The organism is Moorena sp. (assembly GCF_982860115.1).
In genome coordinates this window covers 1-19885 of the sequence record NZ_CEYLVT010000081.1, presented here as the reverse complement: position 1 = coordinate 19885, position 19885 = coordinate 1, and the positions used below count along the sequence as shown (strand labels likewise).

The 19885-nt window shown below is 43.1% G+C and carries 21 protein-coding genes; 13 read left to right on the top strand and 8 right to left on the bottom strand.

What is annotated here, in order from left to right; genetic code table 11:
• Window positions 1-134: 134 nt before the first annotated feature.
• The 3 genes from AC4II3_RS15670 to AC4II3_RS15660 all read left to right on the top strand — a co-directional run bounded on the left by AC4II3_RS15670 (window position 135) and on the right by AC4II3_RS15660 (window position 3658).
• Complete coding sequence (locus tag AC4II3_RS15670) at window positions 135-1550, top strand: O-antigen ligase domain-containing protein (RefSeq protein ID WP_488014153.1); 1416 nt, start codon at window positions 135-137, stop codon at window positions 1548-1550.
• Between the two features lie 191 nt (window positions 1551-1741).
• Window positions 1742-2752, top strand: a complete 1011-nt coding sequence (locus AC4II3_RS15665) for a glycosyltransferase family 2 protein (protein ID WP_488016608.1) — start codon at window positions 1742-1744, stop codon at window positions 2750-2752.
• Window positions 2753-3070: 318 nt separating this feature from the next.
• The gene (locus tag AC4II3_RS15660; protein ID WP_488016610.1) at window positions 3071-3658 is read left to right on the top strand and encodes a serine O-acetyltransferase; all 588 of its coding nucleotides are present in this window, start codon (window positions 3071-3073) and stop codon (window positions 3656-3658) included.
• Here AC4II3_RS15660 and AC4II3_RS15655 read toward each other — a convergent pair.
• The gene (locus tag AC4II3_RS15655; protein ID WP_488016612.1) at window positions 3651-3878 is read right to left on the bottom strand and encodes a hypothetical protein; all 228 of its coding nucleotides are present in this window, start codon (window positions 3876-3878) and stop codon (window positions 3651-3653) included. The genes AC4II3_RS15660 and AC4II3_RS15655 overlap by 8 nt on opposite strands.
• 27 nt (window positions 3879-3905) lie before the next feature.
• Here AC4II3_RS15655 and AC4II3_RS15650 point away from each other — a divergent pair, with 27 nt between their 5' ends.
• On the top strand, window positions 3906-4142 hold the full coding sequence (locus AC4II3_RS15650; RefSeq protein WP_287256913.1) for a hypothetical protein: 237 nt from the start codon (window positions 3906-3908) through the stop codon (window positions 4140-4142).
• A 1-nt stretch (window position 4143) separates the two neighbouring features.
• On the top strand, window positions 4144-4530 hold the full coding sequence (locus tag AC4II3_RS15645; RefSeq protein ID WP_488016614.1) for a PIN domain-containing protein: 387 nt from the start codon (window positions 4144-4146) through the stop codon (window positions 4528-4530).
• Window positions 4531-4589: 59 nt separating this feature from the next.
• On the opposite strand, the gene AC4II3_RS15640 is transcribed toward AC4II3_RS15645, so the two are convergent.
• Window positions 4590-4835, bottom strand: a complete 246-nt coding sequence (locus AC4II3_RS15640; protein ID WP_488016616.1) for a UPF0175 family protein — start codon at window positions 4833-4835, stop codon at window positions 4590-4592.
• 128 nt (window positions 4836-4963) lie between these two features.
• Between AC4II3_RS15640 and AC4II3_RS15635 the strand changes: the two genes are divergently transcribed.
• The 5 genes from AC4II3_RS15635 to AC4II3_RS15615 all read left to right on the top strand — a co-directional run bounded on the left by AC4II3_RS15635 (window position 4964) and on the right by AC4II3_RS15615 (window position 6841).
• A complete protein-coding gene (locus tag AC4II3_RS15635) occupies window positions 4964-5173 on the top strand; it encodes a hypothetical protein (protein WP_488016617.1) in 210 nt (69 codons plus the stop codon).
• Between the two features lie 82 nt (window positions 5174-5255).
• The gene (locus tag AC4II3_RS15630) at window positions 5256-5441 is read left to right on the top strand and encodes a hypothetical protein (RefSeq protein ID WP_488016618.1); all 186 of its coding nucleotides are present in this window, start codon (window positions 5256-5258) and stop codon (window positions 5439-5441) included.
• Complete coding sequence (locus AC4II3_RS15625; protein WP_490722839.1) at window positions 5438-6043, top strand: hypothetical protein; 606 nt, start codon at window positions 5438-5440, stop codon at window positions 6041-6043. Before AC4II3_RS15630 ends, AC4II3_RS15625 begins: the two co-directional genes overlap by 4 nt.
• 106 nt (window positions 6044-6149) lie before the next feature.
• A complete protein-coding gene (locus tag AC4II3_RS15620; protein ID WP_488012813.1) occupies window positions 6150-6371 on the top strand; it encodes a hypothetical protein in 222 nt (73 codons plus the stop codon).
• A 2-nt stretch (window positions 6372-6373) separates the two neighbouring features.
• Window positions 6374-6841 carry a type II toxin-antitoxin system VapC family toxin gene (locus AC4II3_RS15615; protein WP_488012815.1) on the top strand — a complete coding sequence of 156 codons (468 nt, stop codon included), beginning with the start codon at window positions 6374-6376 and terminating at the stop codon, window positions 6839-6841.
• A gap of 185 nt (window positions 6842-7026) precedes the next feature.
• Here AC4II3_RS15615 and AC4II3_RS15610 read toward each other — a convergent pair whose 3' ends face one another.
• The 3 genes from AC4II3_RS15610 to AC4II3_RS15600 form a co-directional block, all read right to left on the bottom strand.
• The gene (locus tag AC4II3_RS15610) at window positions 7027-10992 is read right to left on the bottom strand and encodes an NB-ARC domain-containing protein (RefSeq protein WP_488012817.1); all 3966 of its coding nucleotides are present in this window, start codon (window positions 10990-10992) and stop codon (window positions 7027-7029) included.
• On the bottom strand, window positions 10993-11454 hold the full coding sequence (locus tag AC4II3_RS15605; RefSeq protein WP_488012819.1) for a hypothetical protein: 462 nt from the start codon (window positions 11452-11454) through the stop codon (window positions 10993-10995).
• A gap of 276 nt (window positions 11455-11730) precedes the next feature.
• Window positions 11731-11940, bottom strand: a complete 210-nt coding sequence (locus AC4II3_RS15600) for a hypothetical protein (protein WP_488012821.1) — start codon at window positions 11938-11940, stop codon at window positions 11731-11733.
• A 1075-nt stretch (window positions 11941-13015) separates the two neighbouring features.
• Between AC4II3_RS15600 and AC4II3_RS15595 the strand changes: the two genes are divergently transcribed.
• From AC4II3_RS15595 to AC4II3_RS15585, 3 genes are all read left to right on the top strand, one after another.
• Window positions 13016-14347: an RNA-guided endonuclease InsQ/TnpB family protein gene (locus AC4II3_RS15595; RefSeq protein WP_488012823.1), complete on the top strand. Its 1332-nt coding sequence runs from the start codon at window positions 13016-13018 to the stop codon at window positions 14345-14347.
• Between the two features lie 444 nt (window positions 14348-14791).
• Complete coding sequence (locus tag AC4II3_RS15590) at window positions 14792-16339, top strand: ammonium transporter (RefSeq protein WP_488012825.1); 1548 nt, start codon at window positions 14792-14794, stop codon at window positions 16337-16339.
• Between the two features lie 301 nt (window positions 16340-16640).
• Window positions 16641-17099, top strand: coding sequence for a hypothetical protein (locus tag AC4II3_RS15585; protein ID WP_488012827.1), 459 nt, complete (start codon window positions 16641-16643; stop codon window positions 17097-17099).
• Window positions 17100-17113: 14 nt separating this feature from the next.
• Here the strand turns inward: AC4II3_RS15585 and ppk2 are convergent, their stop codons facing one another.
• The 3 genes from ppk2 to AC4II3_RS15570 all read right to left on the bottom strand — a co-directional run.
• Window positions 17114-18097 carry a polyphosphate kinase 2 gene (ppk2, locus tag AC4II3_RS15580; RefSeq protein ID WP_488012829.1) on the bottom strand — a complete coding sequence of 328 codons (984 nt, stop codon included), beginning with the start codon at window positions 18095-18097 and terminating at the stop codon, window positions 17114-17116.
• 161 nt (window positions 18098-18258) lie between these two features.
• The gene (locus tag AC4II3_RS15575; protein ID WP_488012831.1) at window positions 18259-18675 is read right to left on the bottom strand and encodes a hypothetical protein; all 417 of its coding nucleotides are present in this window, start codon (window positions 18673-18675) and stop codon (window positions 18259-18261) included.
• 265 nt (window positions 18676-18940) lie between these two features.
• Window positions 18941-19885 (bottom strand): glutathione S-transferase C-terminal domain-containing protein (locus AC4II3_RS15570; RefSeq protein WP_488012833.1); only part of this gene is annotated, 945 nt, incomplete at its 5' end.

The following is a 19885-nucleotide window of genomic DNA, read 5'->3' as shown; positions in this document are numbered from 1 at the left end:
GTCAGCCGTTGGCCTTTGGCACCTCAAGTAGCGTGGGCGTAGCCCATAAGCTGAAAGCTGAAAGCTGATAGCTAATACCTGAAAGCTGATAATTACTCAAGCAACTCTGTTCACGTTCATGCCCAAAAAAGCCAATGAGTTTTTTAGTCCCCATCGTCATGTTAGGCTGGATTCCAGTTGTGCTTTATCTCTTCATGAGAATTCCAGCTCAGCGGGCAGTTATTGTGAGTTTCATCGTAGCATGGCTATTCCTACCTGTGGCAGAATATGCTTTGCCTGGTCTACCTGACTATACTAAGATGTCGGCAACTTGCTACGGTATTTTGTTGGCTACGTTTATATACGATGTTGGGCGTTTGAGCTCCTTTAAACTCAGCTGGATAGACTTGCCCATGCTGATTTGGTGCCTATGTCCATTAGCTTCATCTATTACGAATGGGTTGGGGGCTTACGATGGTTTCTCTACTGTTTTGACGCAAACTTTGACCTGGGGAGTACCCTATTTTCTCGGTCGAATCTATCTCAATAACTTGAGTGGATTGCGTGACTTGGCAATTGGCATTTTCATGGGCGGGTTGGTATATGTTCCCCTATGTTTGTACGAAATTCGCTTTAGTCCGCAGCTCCATAGGATATTTTACGGCTTCCATGCTCATCCTGACTTTGGCCAAACCATGCGTTACGGGGGATGGAGACCGACAGTATTTATGATCCACGGTTTGCCAGTGGGTCTGTGGATGATGGCAGCTAGTTTAGTGGGAATTTGGCTATGGCACACTGGGGTGATCAAACAACTGTGGAATATTCCCATGAAGTGGCTGGTAGGTGCCGTGTTGTTCACATTTATATTGTGCAAATCTACTGGTGCCTATTTCTTACTACTCTTAGGCGTTGGGATCTTGTTTGTGGGCAAGCAATTTCGTACTGCTTTGCCAGTCTTTATCCTAATTGGGGTTATTTGTTCTTACTTATACATTAACTCACAGACTGAGACCTACGTTAGTGATCAGATTATCTCAAATGTATCGAGTGTGGTTCCTGAAGAGCGTATCCAATCCTTACAGTTTAGATTTGATAATGAAGAGTTACTTGTAGATAAAGCACGGGAACGGATCGTGTTTGGCTGGGGAGGATGGGGAAGAAGTCTGATATTTAATGACAACGGTGATCAAGTTACAATTCCAGATAGTTTGTGGATTATTGCCTTTGGTGAAACTGGTACCGTTGGATTAGCCAGCCTGACCATATCCTTACTAATGCCGGTGTTGACTATGTTTTGGTTCCGTTGTCCAGCGGAGTTGTGGCCAAAGCGGCAAGCGGCACCAGTGGCGGTGCTGACGGTGGCTGTAGCCTTGTACATGGTGGAATTTCTGGTCAATGCCCATGGTAATCCAGTCTTTGTATTGGCTTGTGGAGGACTATCAGGATTGGTGGTCAAAGAACCTACAACCAATAAGGTGAAAAAAGCCCCTGCATTGGCACCCCAGCGTTCTCGTAATCAAAATCGTAATCAAAATCGTAATCAACGGAGACAAGTTCAACGGAATTAGGGAGTAGGGAGTAGGGAGTAGGGAATAGGGAATAGGGAATAGGGAATAGGGAATAGGGAATAGGGAATAGGGTAAAAAAACGTGTTCATTTTTACGGTTTTAAAAACGCTATTTTTTGAATAAAAAAAATATCAAAATAACTAACAAATAATCATTATTTTTATAATCTAAAAAAACAGCAAAACTTAGTTATGTCTAATGAAATAAAAAACAATACCGTAAATTCTTTACTTATAGTAATTGTTAACTACAAAACCCCTAGTCTAACTATAGACTGCTTACGCTCTCTAGCGGATGAAATCCCAGGTTTATCGAATACTTGGGTGGTAGTGGCAGATAATGCCTCTGGGGATGGATCGGCTGTTGCGATTAAAAATGCGATCGCAAAGGAAAACTGGAGTAGTTGGGCATCGGTGATGGCACTAGAGCACAATGGTGGATTTGCCTTTGGCAATAACGCTGTAATCCGCCCAGCTCTGACGTCTAATCAGCCACCGGATTATGTGTTGTTGCTCAATCCAGACACCATTGTTCGTCCTAGAGCGATCAAAACCCTGGTGGAGTTTATGAATGACCATCCCCAGGTGGGTATTGCTGGCTCTCGCCTGGAAGAGCCTGACAGTACCCCTCAGTGTTCAGCATTTCGGTTTCATACCGTCCTCAGTGAGCTAGATTCTGGTTTGCGTCTGGGTATCGTATCGACATTATTATCGAAGTGGGTAGTTTGGCCACCGATTCCTGACCAACCCTGTCCAACGGATTGGGTAGCTGGGGCAAGTATGATTATTCGCCGGGAAGTGTTTGAGCAGGTTGGCCTGATCGATGAAGCGTATTTCATGTATTACGAAGAAATGGACTTTTGCCTGCAAGCCCAGAGAGCTGGCTGGGAATGCTGGTATGTCCCTGAAAGTCGCGTAGTCCACTTAGTTGGCCAAAGTTCAGGTGTTACCGACACCAAGCGTCCACCCAAACGCCGACCCCAGTATGTCTTTGATTCTCGGCGACGGTATTTCCTCAAAAACTATGGTTGGTTTTACGCTGCTCTAGCCGATCATACCTGGGCTTCTAGTTATTTATTGTGGCAATTGCGCCGAGTGGTTCAAGGTAAACCCAATCTTGAGCCGCCCCACTTACTTAGTGATTTTCTCCGCAATAGTGTGTTTTGTAAAGGTGGTGCTTTTAGTAGTCCGAAGATTTCGTGATGAGTTATTAGCTATCAGCTATCAGCTATCAGCTATCAGCTATCAGCTATCAGCTATCAGCTATCAGCTTTCAGCTATCAGCTTTCAGCTTTCAGTTATCAGTTATCAGCTATCAGCTATCAGCTTATGAGTCTGCCACAGCGTCGAAGCCTGTTCTACAAAGCTGCCCAGACTTTCAATTTTATTTGAAGCTGACAGCTGACCCCTGACCGCTGAATGCTTACAATTCCCAATTCTTCATTCTTCATTCTAAATTCTTCATTCTAAATTCTTCATTCTTCATTCTTCATTCTAAATTCTTCATTCTAAAAAAAGATTATGGTGATGCCAACAGATTTAACGGCAAACTCTACCGAGCCAAAAACCGATAATTTGGGACTTTGGCAACAAATTAAAGAAGATTGGAAAGCCCATGGTTGTGATTGGACTAAGCCTGGATTTCGGGCTGTGGCGGTGCAGCGGTTTGGAGTCTGGAGAATGAACATCCAACCGAAGTTACTACGGGCTCCCTTTAGTATTCTATACCGAGCATTATATCGGAAAGTTCGTAATACCTATGGGATTGAATTACCTTACACGGTAAAGCTTGGTCGCCGAGTAATTATTGAGCATCAAAGTGGGATTGTGATTCATGGAGATTGCACTATTGGTGATGATAGTATCCTCCGTCAAGGGGTCACTTTAGGTAATCGTTATTTAGATCGTCCTTTGGATGCCCCCATTTTAGGAAAACGTGTCAATGTTGGTGCTGGTGCCAAGATTTTTGGCAAGGTTACTATCGGTAATGGAGCGAATATTGGTGCTAATGCTGTAGTTTTATCGGATGTACCTGCTGGGGCTACAGTAGTGGGAATTCCTGCTAAGGTTATTAAGGTGCGTTCTTTTGAAGAGAATGGCTCTATTTGAGATGTAAACAAGGGAATCGGGAATCGGGAATCGGGAATCGGGAATCGGGAAAGAGTTGCGTAGGGTGCTTTAGGGACGGGCAAACCCTGATTTTATAGGTAGCCAGTGTTAGGATAATCCGTCCGAAAATTGTAACGGGCAAGATGCCCATTCCACCCACCGGGTCAAACAGTAAAAATGAGATGCACCCGCAATTACTTTGTATAATGGATTTAGACAAAGTAATTGGACAGTCTTCCTAAGACTTATGCGTGACCTAGAACAACTGACCAAAGATATTCAAGAACTACCAGAAGACGCTCAAAACATTATTGCCGATATCATTGAGGTGTTCAAAAAACAGTATGTAACGAAAAAACCGGCATCTCTTAATCCTCTGGAATTAGACAATCAACCTTTTATTGGTATGTGGAGTGATCGACAAGATACTCAAAATAGTAGCGAATGGGTGAGAAGAATTAGACAAAAGCATTGGCAGGGGTAAAATGGCAGTAATTCTAATTGACACTGATATTTTGATTGATCTTGCCAATAACGACTCAATTGCTAAAGAACGCCTGCTTATAGAATCTCAAACATCTTTATTGAAAATCAGTATTATTACTAAACTAGAATTAATTGTTGGTTGCCGAAATAAACAAGAATTAGACTCTTTGGATAAATTCCTCAGACAGTTTTCTATCATTCAACTCAATGCTCAGATATCCCTCAAAGCAGAACAGTTGATGGGCAGCTACTATCTCAGTCATGGACTCCTAATCCCAGATGCTATAATTGCTGCTACCGCTATTGAAAATCGAATTCCTCTACTCAGTAAAAATCAACGAGATTATCGCTTTATCTCAGAACTAAATCTATTGAAATATCCATAACGTTGATGGAAAAATATTCCCGATTACCGACTCCCTAAAACATAATCAGCTAATAATAATCACAGCAAACTTAGGGATTGTAGGGTTTTAAGCTCTGCTTCAAAATCAGCAACATCATAATTCAAATCTAAACCGCGCTTGGGCAGTTCATGCTGAAATTCAATCACGGTTAACCCCGTCCAGGCACGGACTTTACCACTGCTGATTTTGTCTTGCTTATAGAGCATCAGGGCAATTTCAAGTTTGAATTCATCCTCAGTCATTTCGCTAGCTTGGACAATGTCGTCAGGGATAACTACACTCATAGCTACACTGATAAGGGATTCCTCTATTATGAATAGTTACTTTAATTTTATCATAAATTTAAACTGAATCCTAACACCCGTTCACGCCACACCCAGCTAATAATAATTCCTCTATACTTGATTAACTCTTGCCTCTTGCCTCTTGCCTTTTGCCTCTTATCTCTTCCCGACTCCCGACTCCCGACTCCCGACTCCCTAAAACCCCAAACTTTCCACTTTACCCAATTGAAAAATACTGTAAAATTATAGTAGTTAACTTACTACGCCCCCACAAAGAGTTATGCTCAAAGCAATTACTGCTAGTGGAAAAATCGATCCATCAGGTCAATTATCTTTAGACTACCCAATTGAAGGTACTCCCCCTAAGTCAGTACGAGTAATTATTCTTTTTGACGAAACAGATGGGGAGGTAAATAGGTTTTGGAAGTCAGTAACTATCAACAGCAACCACTCCTGTCAGCTAAACAGTTGCAAGAGGGATTAAAGCAGGCGTTGACAGAATCGGGGTATGATTCAAGGGAGAAAATTATCGAGCTTGTCCAGGAAATTAAGCAGGAAATCTCTCAAGAGCGTCAAGACAAACAAATGAAGACTAACCACAAATGAACCGTCGCCGCATTCTCAAAGCTGGACAGCCTTACAGCTTTAGGCAATATTTTAACCTTCCTTTTACCCTAGAAGATATCTTGGCTGAATTTGACTGTACCCTTGTGCGATCGCATATCGATCTACCTCGTCAGCCTTTCACTGCAGCTATTGAACCCCTGCTGCACCAAATCGAGCGTAACCGCAAGCGCATTGAGCTGATCAACGAAACTGCCCGTCGGGAAGCCCTGATCGCACCAATTCTGTTTGAAGTAGTCGATCTAACTAATCACCGCATTTACATTGAATATTCCATCGCCGTTAGCGAACACCTGCGGGGAACTTTAGATTATTATATTGCCAACCATAACCTGATTGTGATCGAAGCCAAACAATCTGATCTGGTAAGGGGCTTCACTCAACTGGCGGTGGAGTTGGTTGCCCTTGATCAGTGGCTCCAGTCTGACCAGAGAATTTTGTACGGCATTGTTACCACCGGAGAAGACTGGCGTTTCGGTACTTTTAATCGCGTTGAACGTTCCATACAACAAGACCCCAAGCGCTACATCGTCCCAGAAGAGCTAACCGAGTTGCTGGAAATTTTAGTCGGGATTATGAATTGAAACCATAGCTGAATGCTTACTATGAAATGCACCCCCAAGCCTCACCTAATTGATAAGCGCTATACTAAATGAAGTAAACCATGAAGCAAACAAGGTGTTAAAATCTATGGCAAAGAATACTCAAAGTCATTTTGCTCCCTACTTAAGACATAGAGGGAACACTGTTGAAGAACAAATTAAACTCAATCAACCTGCTCTGGCATGGCTAAGAAAACGCCTTGAAGAGGAAATCACACAAGAAGAAGCTAAGATTCGACAGGAAGATTTAGAAAATTTTAAACAAATTGTTGATAGTTTTCGCCCAGAAGGCTCTAAGCTATATAGCTAATAATGATTGTTTTTGTCGATACAGGCGTTTTAGGGTTATTATCTTCTCCCAATGACAAATTAGAAGCACAACAATGTCAGCAATGGCTTTACTCTCTTTTAGCTAGAGGAGTTTATGTACTGAGTTCTGATTTGTGTGATTATGAAGTTAGAAGAAGTTTAATCTTAGATGGCATGAGAAAACCATCACATCAAGGTTTAGCTAATCTTGATGAGCTGGGCAATATCATTGACTTTCTACCGATAACTCAACCGGTTATGCGTCATGCTGCTCAACTTTGGGCAATGTCTCGCCATCAAGGAATGCCGACCGCTGATGACAAAACTATTGATAATGATGTGATAATTGCTGCTCAGTGTCAACTATTTCAACAAGAAAACTTAGGACAACGTTTAGTTATTGCTACCACTAACGTTAAACATCTAAGTCGTTTCCTTGAGTCTCGACGATGGCAAGATATTAGATTTTGAAATTAGGGATGCGATGTTGCTCTGTATTTTCTGAACTTTATTTCAGTGCAATTATTCCCCATGGCACAGGCATCAACTACATCCTAACACTGGTTCCCTTAACACCCAGTAAAGCTAATCATAATTCCTCTATCCTTGATTAACTCTTACCTATTGCCTATTGCCTATTGCCTATTGCCTCTTATCTACTTCCACCATCGACTAACATCTTCAACCGCTACCACCGTTTCTCTTAGGGCTTCAATACCCCCAAACTTGATGATTAAAGGAGCTAATTGAGGAAGAGCTTTAAGAAAATTGCGACGTCTTAGACTAGCTAAACTATCAAGAATTTGTTGCCAAAGAGGAAAATCAACTGAGGAAGGAGTTAAGTTTTCAATCAAGTGCTGTAAGGCTTCGTCTCGCTGGAATTCATCGGAAATCCCTTTGGCACAATCTAAGGCTTGGGGTAACAAGGTTTCGGGTAAGTGGGGGGCTAAGCCAATTAAGGCATTAGCTCGGAATAATTCATTGGAAATCCATCTGGCGAAATCTAAGACTTCCGGTAGCACATCGGATGAGTGGGGGGCTAAGGCGATTAAGGCTAATACTCGGGAGAGTTGATCCCAAATCCATCTGGCGCAATCTAAGGCTTCTGGTAACACTTCCGGTAATTTGGGGGCTAAGGCGACTAAGGCTAATACTCGGCGGTATTCATCGGAAATCCCTCTGGCGCAATCTAAGGCTTTCGGTAACAAGGTTTCGGGTAAGTGGGGGGCTAAGCCAATTAAGGCATTAGCTCGGTCTACTTCAAACTCAATCCCTCTGGCGCAATCTAAGACTTGGGGTAACATCATATCCGGTAAGTGTGGGGCTAAGGCTCCTAAGGCTCTGGCTCGGTCTGATTCATCGGAAATCCCTATGGCGCAATCTAAGGCTTTCGGTAACAACACATCGGGTAAGTGGGGGGCTAAGACTTTTAAGGCTGATACTCGGTGGTATTCAAACTCAATCCCTCTGGCGCAATCTAAGGCTTGGTATAACAACACATCGGGTAAGTGGGGGGCTAAGACTTTTAAGGCTAATACTCGGTATGCTTCATACTTAATCCCTGTGGCGCAATCTAAGGCTTCCGGTAACATATCCGGTAAGTGGGGGGCTAAGGCTACTAAGACTCTGGCTCGGTGGTCTTCAGACTTAATCCCTCTGGCGCAATCTAAGGCTTGGGGTAACAACACATCAGGTAAGTGGGGGGCTAAGGCTACTAAGGCTTCTGCTTGGTATAATTCATCGGAAATCCCTATGGCGCAATCTAAGGCTTTCGGTAACAACACATCAGGTAAGTGAGGGGCTAAGGCCACTAAGGCATTAGCTCGGTTTACTTCAAACTCAATCCCTCTGGCGCAATCTAAGGCTTGGGGTAACACATCAGGTAAGTGGGGGGCTAAGGCTCCTAAAACTCTGGCTCGTGAGTATTTAGACTCAATCCCTATAGCGCAATCTAAGGCTTGGGGTAACAACACATCGGGTAACTGGGGGGCTAACCCGATTAAGGCATTAGCTCGGAAGTGTTCATCGGAAATCCCTCTGGCGCAATCTAAAGCTTCCGATAACACATTGGGTAAGTGGGGGGCTAAGGCTCCTAACACTCTGGCTCGGTATTTTTGATGGGAAATCCCTCTGGCGCAATCTAAGGCATCGGGTAACAAGGTTTCGGGTAAGTGGGGGGCTAAGACTTTTAAGGCATCGGCTCGGGTTTCTTCATCGGAAATCCCTATGGCGCAATCTAAGGCTTTCGGTAATAAGGTTTTGGGTAAGTGGGGGGCTAAGGCGATTAAGGCTTGTGCTCGATCGTATTCAGACTCAATCCCTATGGCGCAATCTAAGGCTTTCGGTAATAAGGTTTTGGGTAAGTGGGGGGCTAAGGCGATTAAGGCTCTGGCTCGGTCTGATTCATCGGAAATCCATCTGGCGCAATTTAAGGCTTCCAGTAACACATCCGGTGAGTGGGGGGCTAAGGCGATTAAGACATCGACTCGGTCGTTTTTATCACAAATCTCTCTGGCATAATCTAAGGCTATGGGTAACGACGGTGAGTGGGGGGCTAAGACTTTTAAGGCATTGGCTCGGTCTGATTCATCGGAAATCCCTCTGGCCCAATCTAAGACTTGGGGTAACAAGGTTTCGGGTAAGTGGGGGGCTAAGGCGATTAAGGCATCGGCTCTGTAGTCTTCATACTTAATTTCTATGGCGCAATCTAAGGCTTGGGGTAACAAGGTTTCGGGTAATTTGGGGGCTAAGGCAACTAAGACTCTGACTCGGTAGTATCCATCCAAAATAAAGCTGGCGCAATCTAAGGCCTCCGGTAACAAGGTTTCGGGTAAGTGGGGGTCTAAGGCGACTAAGGCTAAAGCTCGGGAGTATAAATACTTCATCCGTCTAGCGCAATCTAAGGCTTGGTATAACAACACATCGGGTAATTTGGGGGCTAAGGCTCCTAAGGCATCGGCTCGGGTTTCTTCATCCGAAATCCCTCTGGCGCAATCTAAAGCTTCCGGTAATAAAGAAGGGGGAAGATACTCAATGATTGCCTTCAAACCCTCTACTTGACTACTAGAATCTTTAATCTGTCGCACATAAGCTAGTCCTTGGGCTGGCATCCACATTTCGTTCTCCAGTAATGCTGCCATTAACTCTGGAGGAATATTTCCGGCCAAGCTGTTGAGGGATGTAGTAATCAGAGCATAACGACACTGTAAACCAATCGATTCTGTAGGATTTTCCTTAAACTTAGCTGCTGCTATTGCCCAAGCTCTCGATACATCCTTAACAAAATTGGCAGTTTTTCCCTGTCTATCACACTGCCAATACCAACCGTTATCTCCTGCTGGAGTTTCTTCTTTAAGGAGTTGATGAATGTCATCTATCTTTTGGGCTTTCTCTAGGTGCCAGGTTAAGTGGCTATAGATATAACCATCATCGGGTAAGGTATGCCAGAGGTTGTTATCGGTTAAATTTCGATACTTATCCAAGAATGTGCCATGAGCAGCAGGCAGAGTTATGCCTAATCCTGGTAGATTTCCCTTGCGTTTCGGTTTTGGAGAAGCAGTCAATAAATTACGTGCAAGGTCATGAAATAAGTCATGTAAACGGTAGGTTGGTGTTCCATCTGCCCCAGGGATACCAGGCAATAACAGCGCTTTATCTTGGAAGTAGCGCAACTCCTCTGCTGCATCCCGCTCATCATCCATATCCCAGAGGGTTGCAATCATTGCCTGAGTAATGTTTACATCATCCGGTAATATTCCCAGCCAAATAAAGTCTTCTCGTTCTTGTTCTGGTAATCTTTTTATGCTCAAGTTTAATGATGCAGTTAAGCTGAGGCGTTTTAAACTTCTCTCATCCTTAGCATCTCTAGCCCCTGATTGATTCAATCCTTTTAAGCGAGCTACCTCTTGCTGCATATCTTGTAATAAAACTTTCCAAGGAGTACCACCAGCAACCTGTGCAGCAATTAGTTCTAGCGCCAAAGGCAGGTAACCGACCTCTTTGGCTAAAGCTTCAGCTTCCTGAGTTTCTGTATCAGTGAGGTTACGTCCTAGTTTTTTGGTCAGCAGTTCCATGGCTTGCCATGGGTGCATCACATCCAGACGATATTCTCTGGCTTGGAGAATTTCAGCGATCGCAGCTTCACGAGTTGTTACCAACATTTGACAACTCGATGCACCAAAATCAAAACATTCTGCATCCTCTGTATTCCAAACATCATCAAGCACCAGCAAGGCTTTTTTATCAGACAATAACGTTTTTAATTGTGAAGAAGCGCTATCAATGTTAATCGGTTTGAAGTCATAATCTCCTAATTGCTGTATCCACGTACTTAGAAAGGATAAAATATCAGGCTGCTGACCTAAAGTTGCCCAAAAAATTCCATCGGCAAAATGGGATTGAACCTCTGGATCATGGGCTAAAGCGGCAGCTAAGGTGGATTTCCCAATTCCTCCTAAACCATAGATTGCACTAACAACTAAGGTGCCAGCTCTAGCGGTTTCTTCGGATAACAGAATTTGTTTTAGTCGTTGGCTTACTTCCGGGCGTTCGACATAATACGGAGGTAGTGGGGGAGCTTGATTTGGTCGAGTTTGGTTAACCTGCCTCCCAGGCGACTGCACTCAAAAAGTATTATTATTAGTAATATTTTGGAATCCTGTATTAATTTCAGTATTAGTATTACCTTGATTAATATCCCTTCTGGCCAAGTTCTTCACGTTGTTGTAATTCTCACTAGTAGCTTTATGGGATTCCAAAGCTTTGGTAATCTTTTGAAGAATTTCCTCTAAGTTAGGCAAAGCTTGAGCATCAACCGTAGTCACCAAACGATCCATGGCTTGGGCAACTTCAGTATTTTCCTTCGCTGCTGTTTCTAGCTCCAATACCACGTCAGCATAATTAAGAGGTACCCCTGGGGCTTTCTCGATCGCAGTTACTGTCTCTGGAGACTGTTTTCTCAGGGATTCCAGAAACCCGCTAACTGTGTCCCAGAAAACTTGCCCGATATTTTCCCCAGTTTTTTCTAGAGCTTTAGTGGCGAGCACAGTAGCAATAGCGAAAATGGCAGCGGCTAATGGTTCCATAGTTTAAGGAGATTATTTACAGTTTCAGCTTAGATCATTTTTTATTAGTTTTTTTTAAATTTTTGGCTAAAATAATTATTGCCATAAGAGGAAAATTAATTGGCAAATTAACCACCTAAGCAATCAGTGTAACTAAGTCTTTATTCCTACTATTTATGGTAGCGATCACCGCTAGTTAGGGGCTGATATCTTGGGCTATTGTCATCAACTCTAAGGTGGGCAGTGCTTACTAATGCGATCGCCAGCTGCTGTTATCTCTATCTGGCACTGCCCACCCTACATCTCCTTAACTTGATTGGTAGCAATATCTGCTTCTGCTCTGGCAATCAGGCTATCTAGCTTTCCAGATTTTAGGTCAGATTCTAGCTGCTGGTCCCACCTATTGTCTAAATCATCTAAATAATGTTGTAAACGGGCTGCCAGCTCTCGAATCTCGCTCTTCGGTAATTGTCGAATAGCCGTTTCGATTTCATCAAGGGTTAACATAACTAGTTTGTAAATGATAATTGATACTATGCTATAGCATTTTTCCTTGAGATGTAAACATAGGATTGATCTAAAAAGGCAGTCGGGAGATAGAGTGTGAGTTTTTTGTGATAACTGAGTAATCTCCAATTTCCATAAAAAAAAGCTTAGCTATTCTATCAGATAACCTTTTTTTATATTTTCTGTTTATTGTTACCTGATCTATAAAAAAAATACTGCATAAATTACACAAAATTGAGTAGATTAATAGCTACAAAAACTATTTGTAAATAAATGTAATTATTTTGAATTACCCCTTGCATTTTTTCCAGGAGTTATCTATACTATAGAAAGTTACGACCGATACTAATAGCCGCGCTGGTTAAAACTGTTAACCACGACCAGCGCGGCTTTCCTCCCTCCTAAAAAGGAGTTATTTCCATGATGCGAAAAAAAATCACGATCATCAATCCTCGCTGGCTACATCTCAGTAAGCGAACAGCGATTAGCGCTACGCCCACGCTACGGGAACAGTTATAGCAGTCGCCAGGGCAGTTAGGACATGACAAAAGTCTCAAACCTAAGTAAGCGCAAGAGTTTGACTTATGAGTTATGACTTATGAGTTATGAGTTATGACTTCTGACTTCTGACGGCTGACTTATGAGAGCTGACTTATGAGAGCTGACTTATGAGAGCTGACGGCTGACTGCTGACTGCTGAATAATTAAATTTTACGAGAGTAAAAAAACAGGAAAACAACGAGCGAGAGTTAGCCACCTAATTTATTAGGTGGGCGGCGTTCGCGTAGCGTGGCCTACGGCCAGCGTGCCGGGATTTATCCCGGCCATCGTATCATGGAAGTTGCTTTGTTCTTCCCAGGGTTTCTAAGAATTCAGACAGAGTTAACCCAGATTCTTTTGCCATCTCTTTTAGTCCGTTCCAGGCCATTTCTGTGGTCATAACGCTATAGGATTTTTTTCGCACACCATGTCAGCTCGATCTTCCAACTTTTATTGGAATTTTTTATGACATTTTATTGATCATTATTTTTTCAGGGTATATAATTAAATTAACACAGCAAAAGGTCGATGCAATATGTATGGTTGCCAACAGCATTTAATAACTACAACGCCCGAGAATCAGGCAGTTATAGAATTTATTTGTTCAGAAGCCAATAAACTGACCAATTGCGGAATATATTATTGTCGTCAAACGCTTTTCAAGAACCGCAAATATCTCAGTAACGCCGAGTTAGACAAGATAATGAAGACTAATGTTCACTTTAAGGCAATGAGATCTGCATGTGCTCAACAGGCGTTGCACGGAGTTATTGAGTCTTTTAAGTCTTATAAAGCTCTCAAGAAGCTATACGACAAAGGGCAATTAGTAGATAAGCCCAGAATTCCAAAGTACCGCAAAAAAGGGGGTCTGGCTGTAGTTAGTTATCCCGCTCGGTGGGTGAAGCTAGTAAAAGGCCAACTTAAATTTACCTTAGGAAAGCAGATAAAAGTCTGGTTTGGGATTGACCACTTCTTGATGCCAATGCCATCCAACATAGACTTCAAGTCGATCAAGGAATATCGCTTTGTCCCAAGGAATGGCTGTTTTTACCTGGAATTTGTATATGAGAGACTAAACCCTGAACCAGTAGTGCAAACGAACAATGTCTTAGGTATAGATCCAGGTCTCAATAACTGGCTGACTTGTGTCTCCAATGTGGGAAAATCTTTCATCATAGATGGCAGGAAAATTAAATCACAGAATCAGTGGTACAACAAGCGTGTTGCTGCAATCAAAAAAGGAAAGCCTCAAGACTATTGGGATGAACAACTGGCTTCTGTAACCGAAAAGCGTAACCGACAGATGCGTGACAATGTGAACAAAGTTGCTAGATTCGTTATTAACTGGTGCCAAATCAACTTAGTCAGTACGATCGTGTTTGGCTGGAATAAGCGGAATAAAGACAGTATCAATATTGGCAAAAATAACAATCAGCAGTTCGTCCAAATCCCTACTGCTAAATTAAAAAATAGGATCGAACAACTGTGCATTGAAAACGGAATTAAATTTATCGAAACCGAAGAAAGTTACACCAGCAAAGCTAGCTTTTTAGATCGTGATTTCCTACCTGTGCTCGGCGCGAAACCTGTTCGCGAAGCGTGCGCCAAAGCGCAGGGGTGGGCAGCAAGCGGAAAAAGAGTAAAGCGTGGACTTTATCGGTCAAGCAAAGGTGATTTGATTAATGCCGACTGCAATGGAGCTTGTAACATTCTCCGAAAAGTAGTGACACAGCTAGGGTTTCCCCTAGCCGAGGTCAGTAGAGCAGACTTGAACCTGCCACAACGATACCGACTAAATTCACTGTCTAGATCGTATCGTGAAGCGTCACGGAGCGCGGTTTTAACCCGCGAAGTGACATCCGCTTAGAATCTACGTTTTTCAAGGCGTAGAGAGTTCAAAGGAATATATTTCGACGAATAAAAAAAGAAAACCTGTAATACTAGCATACAATAGTGAAAATATCGTCTACTATAAGAGTAAGTTACTGCTTAACTCCTCACTGGACAAACACTGTCAAGTACCCGGGGAATTAATAGTTATAGTTACTCATAGAATCAAGGGAACTAGTGTAAGGATAAGCTAAGTTAATGGTCACTCAGGGCTTAGGCTTATTTAAGATTAGGGTTTTATCTACGCCAAAAGAGTTTTCACTAGTAGCCCAAGGCCAAAAAAATAATTAATTCAGGGGTCTACGCTGAAAGCTGAAAGCTGACGGCTGAAAGCTGACGGCTGAAAGCTGACGGCACCTCAAGTAGCGCATATGGTTACAAGTATTGATTTTTCTTCTAAGCACTAAACCTTTGATTACTAATGTCTAAACAAAACCGTAAAAGGTCAAGGTGCACCAGCGGTTGGAGGCTGCAAAGTTGGAAAATTTGCTTGCCCGCGATCGCAATAATCATGCTGTTGTGTGCCGACGTAGCAGTAGCCCAGAATCCACCTTTTCAGACTACCCTTGCATCTCTCCAAATCACCGTGGATACTATCTGGGTGATATTCACTGGTTGTTTAGTATTTTTCATGAACGCGGGCTTTGGGATGTTGGAAGTTGGTCTTTGCCGCCAAAAGAACGCTGCCAACATTTTGACTAAAAACCTGATTGTGTTTGCCCTGTCTACAGCAGCTTTCTGGGTAGTTGGCTTTGCTGTCATGTTTGGTGATGGAAACCCTGTTTTTGGTTTCAATGGCTTTTTCCTTTCAGGATTAGATAATAGTCCAGCCATAGGAGAAGCCTACAACGGTGTCTTCTATTCACTAAAAGATATTGGTATACCCCTCAACGCCAAGTTCTTTTTTCAACTGGTTTTTGCTGGAACTGCTGCCACTATTGTTTCTGGAGCAGTGGCCGAGCGCATCAAATTTTCTGGGTTTTGTCTGTTCAGCGTTCTACTTGTGGGCATCATTTACCCAATCACAGGTCACTGGATTTGGGGAGGAGGCTGGCTAGGAGGAGGCTGGCTACAAGGGCTGAAATTTTGGGACTTTGCTGGTTCAACCGTAGTTCACTCCGTAGGCGGTTGCTGTGCCTTAGTAGGTGCTTACCTTCTCGGACCACGCAGGGGCAAATATATAGATGGCGTCTCCTATGGGCTGCCCGGACACAATCTCAGCCTGGCGATTCTGGGTTGCTTGATTTTATGGCTGGGCTGGTTTGGTTTTAATCCCGGCTCAACCATTTTTAATCCCGGAACGACGAATTTAGATCCCAACGCCATTAGCCATATTGTCCTCACGACCAATACAGCAGCTTGTGCAGGGGCTATTGCCGCAGCTCTAACTACCTGGTTTGACCCAAGGGATCCTGACAGTAAGCCTGACCCCACTATGATTATTAACGGAGTACTGTCGGGTTTAGTAGCTATTACTGCATCCTGTCGATTCGTTACCATTGGTAACGCTCTCACCATCGGTCTGATTGCAGGAATAATTGTAGTCTTTTCAGTGGACTTCTGGGACAGAATGAAAATTGATGATCCAGTAGGTGCTATTTCTGTCCATCTTGTTGGTGGAGTCTGGGGAACACTGGCTTTAGCTCTTTTCAGTGAAGGACCTGGTGCTTTATATAGTATTGGTGATGGTCCAGTAGCCGGACTATTCTGTGGTGGCGGGATAGATAGTATCCGCCAGCTTTCTATTCAACTACTTGGCATTGTTGTTGTAAACCTGTCAACGGTTGTCTTGAGCTCGCTGGCTTGGTTATTTGTTAAAAGCATACTTTCCTCAAGTCTGAGAGTTACAGAAAAAGCAGAAATTGAAGGTCTAGATTTCCACGAACACCGTATGACTGCCTACAGTGGCTTTTTGTTTAAGGGAGATGTCAAGCAATCACGGCTGAGGGATCAGCAAAGACATAATTAACACACTGTTCTGTAGATACAATCAAACCAAATTCTAGGATTCAACCGGTTATGAAGGTAATCAATAACAGTATTTTCCAGCAAATAAGTTTAATTTGATACAGACAAACTAAGCCAAAGGATTAGAATCATAAATCAAATTAGTTTAGGAATAGTGTGATCATAGTTTTATTGGATACCGATCAAGACTATCAAGATAGCAATCCGTGTAGCAATTGAGATAACTTTGATCCCTATTCCCTGTTCCCTGTTCCCTTTGTTAGAGTAGTTTAATCAAAATTAATCCCATGACCATAATCAATATGTCAAACCAACAACAAGATTACGATAGCCTTGTTAGGGATTTAGTAGCTGCTCATGATGACATTTTAGGTGCAGTTATCCTCTATAAACAGTTACCAATTACTCAGGTAATAGGTAGATTAAATAAAACTGAAACTCTAAAAATAGCAGAGAAAATAGTCGATTTTCACAACTATATTAACCGCTTACCTAGTCTGGTAAACAACGAAAAAATATTGATGGAATCTAGAGATACTTTGCTGATTGTTGTTTTTTACCCTAATCAGTGTTTGTTGCTCGTTAAAGCTAAGCAAACTGATATCGTTGGCAGGATTCTACATGCTATTGAAGAAACCTCCAAAAAGATTCAGTCTTTACTTGACCCTAGAGTAAATTCTCGGAATGGTTATCAGTATTTTGAGCAGCCAAAGGATAATGAAATAATATACAGGAAGAAACCCCTAAGTCCTGAATTTTAGGACGTTCCCAAATGTCAATACAACTGGGGCACAAAGAATTGCACATTCAGAGGTGGGCGCACATAGTTATTGGGAGCCTTCTTGCGTGGGGGTAATTCTAGAGGTTCTGGTGTCATATCAACATAGGGAATCTTGCTGAGAATATGACTGATGCAATTGAGCCGAGCACGCTTTTTGTCATCAGCTTCCACCGTGAACCATGGCGCTTCTGGAATATTGGTGTGAGCCAACATGTTGTCTTTTGCTTGGGAATATTCCACCCAGCGATCGCGAGATTCTAGATCCATCGGGCTGAGCTTCCAGCGACGAGCGGGATCGGTGGTGCGAGATTGGAACCGTCGCTCTTGCTCTTCATCGCTGACTGAAAACCAATACTTCAGCAAAATTATGCCGGATCTGACCAACATCCGCTCAAATTCTGGGCAGGTTTCCATGAATTCCTGATACTCTGCATCGGTACAAAAACCCATCACATGCTCCACCCCAGCGCGATTGTACCAACTGCGGTCAAAACAGACAATTTCACCGGCTGCGGGCAGATGAGCGACATAGCGCTGGAAATACCATTGGGTCTTTTCCCGATCACTCGGTGTACCCAATGCCACAATTCGGCAGCCACGTGGATTTAGGGGTTCGGTAATCCGTTTAATAGTGCCTCCCTTACCCGCTGCATCACGTCCTTCAAACACAATCACAATGCGGGTACCAGTATGCTTAGCCCAGTATTGCATTTTCACCAGTTCCAATTGCAGACGGGCAAGCTCCTTTTCATAAATTTTCCTGAGAAGTTTAGAGCTGCCTTCTGCCTCAGAAATGTGGTAGAACACTTTTCGTTCTGAATTTGAGAGATTGGCCTTCTTTTGTTTCTTGAGTTTTTTCTTATTTAATTTTTTCTTATTTAATTTTTTCTTATCTTTCTTTTTACTATCTGCTTCTGGTAGATGATTCTTTCTCTTCGCCGGTTGGGACTTATCCCCATTCATAGATTTAGTTTTCATTGCTATAGAACCCTGTATTTGTATTGAGCTTGATCTAGGGTGGGCAGTGGATCAGGGAGATTCACCAAGCTGGTCATAGGGTGGCTAGGCACTGCCCACTTTAGGATTTGCCCTTTGCCTAAAACCAAGCATTAATTGAGCTAAGAGGGAATTCACCGATTTTATAATCCTCTAACTCGTTGCTTTAAGGCATTCATTCTTTCCTCTAAATTTAATTTATCAGATTCTTGGGTGATGCTATATCCAATCAATTGTTCTAATATCCTTTCTTGTCGTTGTTGGTTGTCTTGAGACATTAATTGTCTTTCTTGTAGTTCAAGTTGACCAGCTTGTAGTTCAGCTTGAACAGCTAGCATCTGTTCTAATATTGTCTCTTGTCGTTGTTGGTTCTCTTGAAACTTTAATTGTGTTTCTTGAAACCTTAATTGTGTTTCTTGTAGTTCACGTTGAACAGCTAGCATCTGTTCTAGCGATGCAGCGAGGTAGCGCGGTCTTGGGGGTCCCCCCCATGAGCGACTACCGGTGCGGTCTTGGGGGTTTCCCCCATGAGCGACTGCATCAAGACAATGTTGCTTCAATTCGATCTAATCTGTTGGAGCCGTTGTTAGTCATTGTTAATTTATTAATTAACTTAGGTTCTATTTAGAGCTATTGGCCAATGGCTATAATTTATTATGACTCCAAGCTTTTAACTCCTGACTCCAACAGATGTAGGGTGGGCAGTGGATCAGACAGATTCACCAAGCTGGCCATAGGGTTGGTAGGCACTTCCCACCCTACGATTAATATCCTAGATAAAGTTAGTGCGATCGCGTAGCGTAGCCCTTCGGGCTAATCGCAATTCTAGATCGCCTTGGCAAAATTAGCTGGATCTTGGTCACGTCGGTGACGGATGGGAATAGCAGAACCTTGACTATTTCCTACTAAAGAGGCAGTTTTTTCCAGAGACTCTCTGAGCCTCTTAGCAGCATAGATAGACATATCCCGAGGAACACTAATTCTGTCGCGCAAATATCTAAGAGCAGGATCTGAACCCAACGGTGGCATACAGGTTTCCCCCGTAATCATGTGTGTCAAGGCACAACGCAGGGCTGGATCAAACAAGGTCTCGTCGGCGGGGTTAACTCGAATGATATTGGTGCGGTGTTTAAGCACTCGTTGGAGAGCTTCAGTACGGGAGGTTTCCGGTTCTGGGTAAGTTACATCCGGTAGCCCTTCCCAAGGACCATTGTTCACCCGTGCCTGATTGACTAACGTTTCGGGTTTATCATTTTGCCAGCAACCCCCCATCTGGGGAGGCAAATCATGGACATGGGTGTGGAAGTCGCTCTGTGTGCCACGATAGGTAGGTCGGGTTTCCATGGCTTCAAACCAAGCTGCCAATCGGGGGTTTTCTTCCCTGATAGAATAGCCTTTGTAGTAATAAAGACTGGCATTCATCCGTTCCACATAAGGCATGAAAATTACATCAACAGTACCGAACTGATCCAGAAAGTAAGGACCCGGAGTGCGACTGAGGGCATTTTCCACCATCCCCACCACTTTAATAAATTGGTCTTGGTTATTTTCTTCTTCTTTCGATGAACGTGTAGGATAGCACAGCCAAGTACACCAAGCTCTAAACAGAAGTCTCTCCAACTGCCGTAGGTTTATGACAGCGGGGTCTTTCATGCTTTGCTCTAAGGGTTTAAAAACCCGTTCTAATCCGATTAAAATGTCATCACTTTCGGTAATTAAGCTGGGGGGGCGACGAAACAGCCTGAAATGCTTGGTATGTAAAGTTTGTAG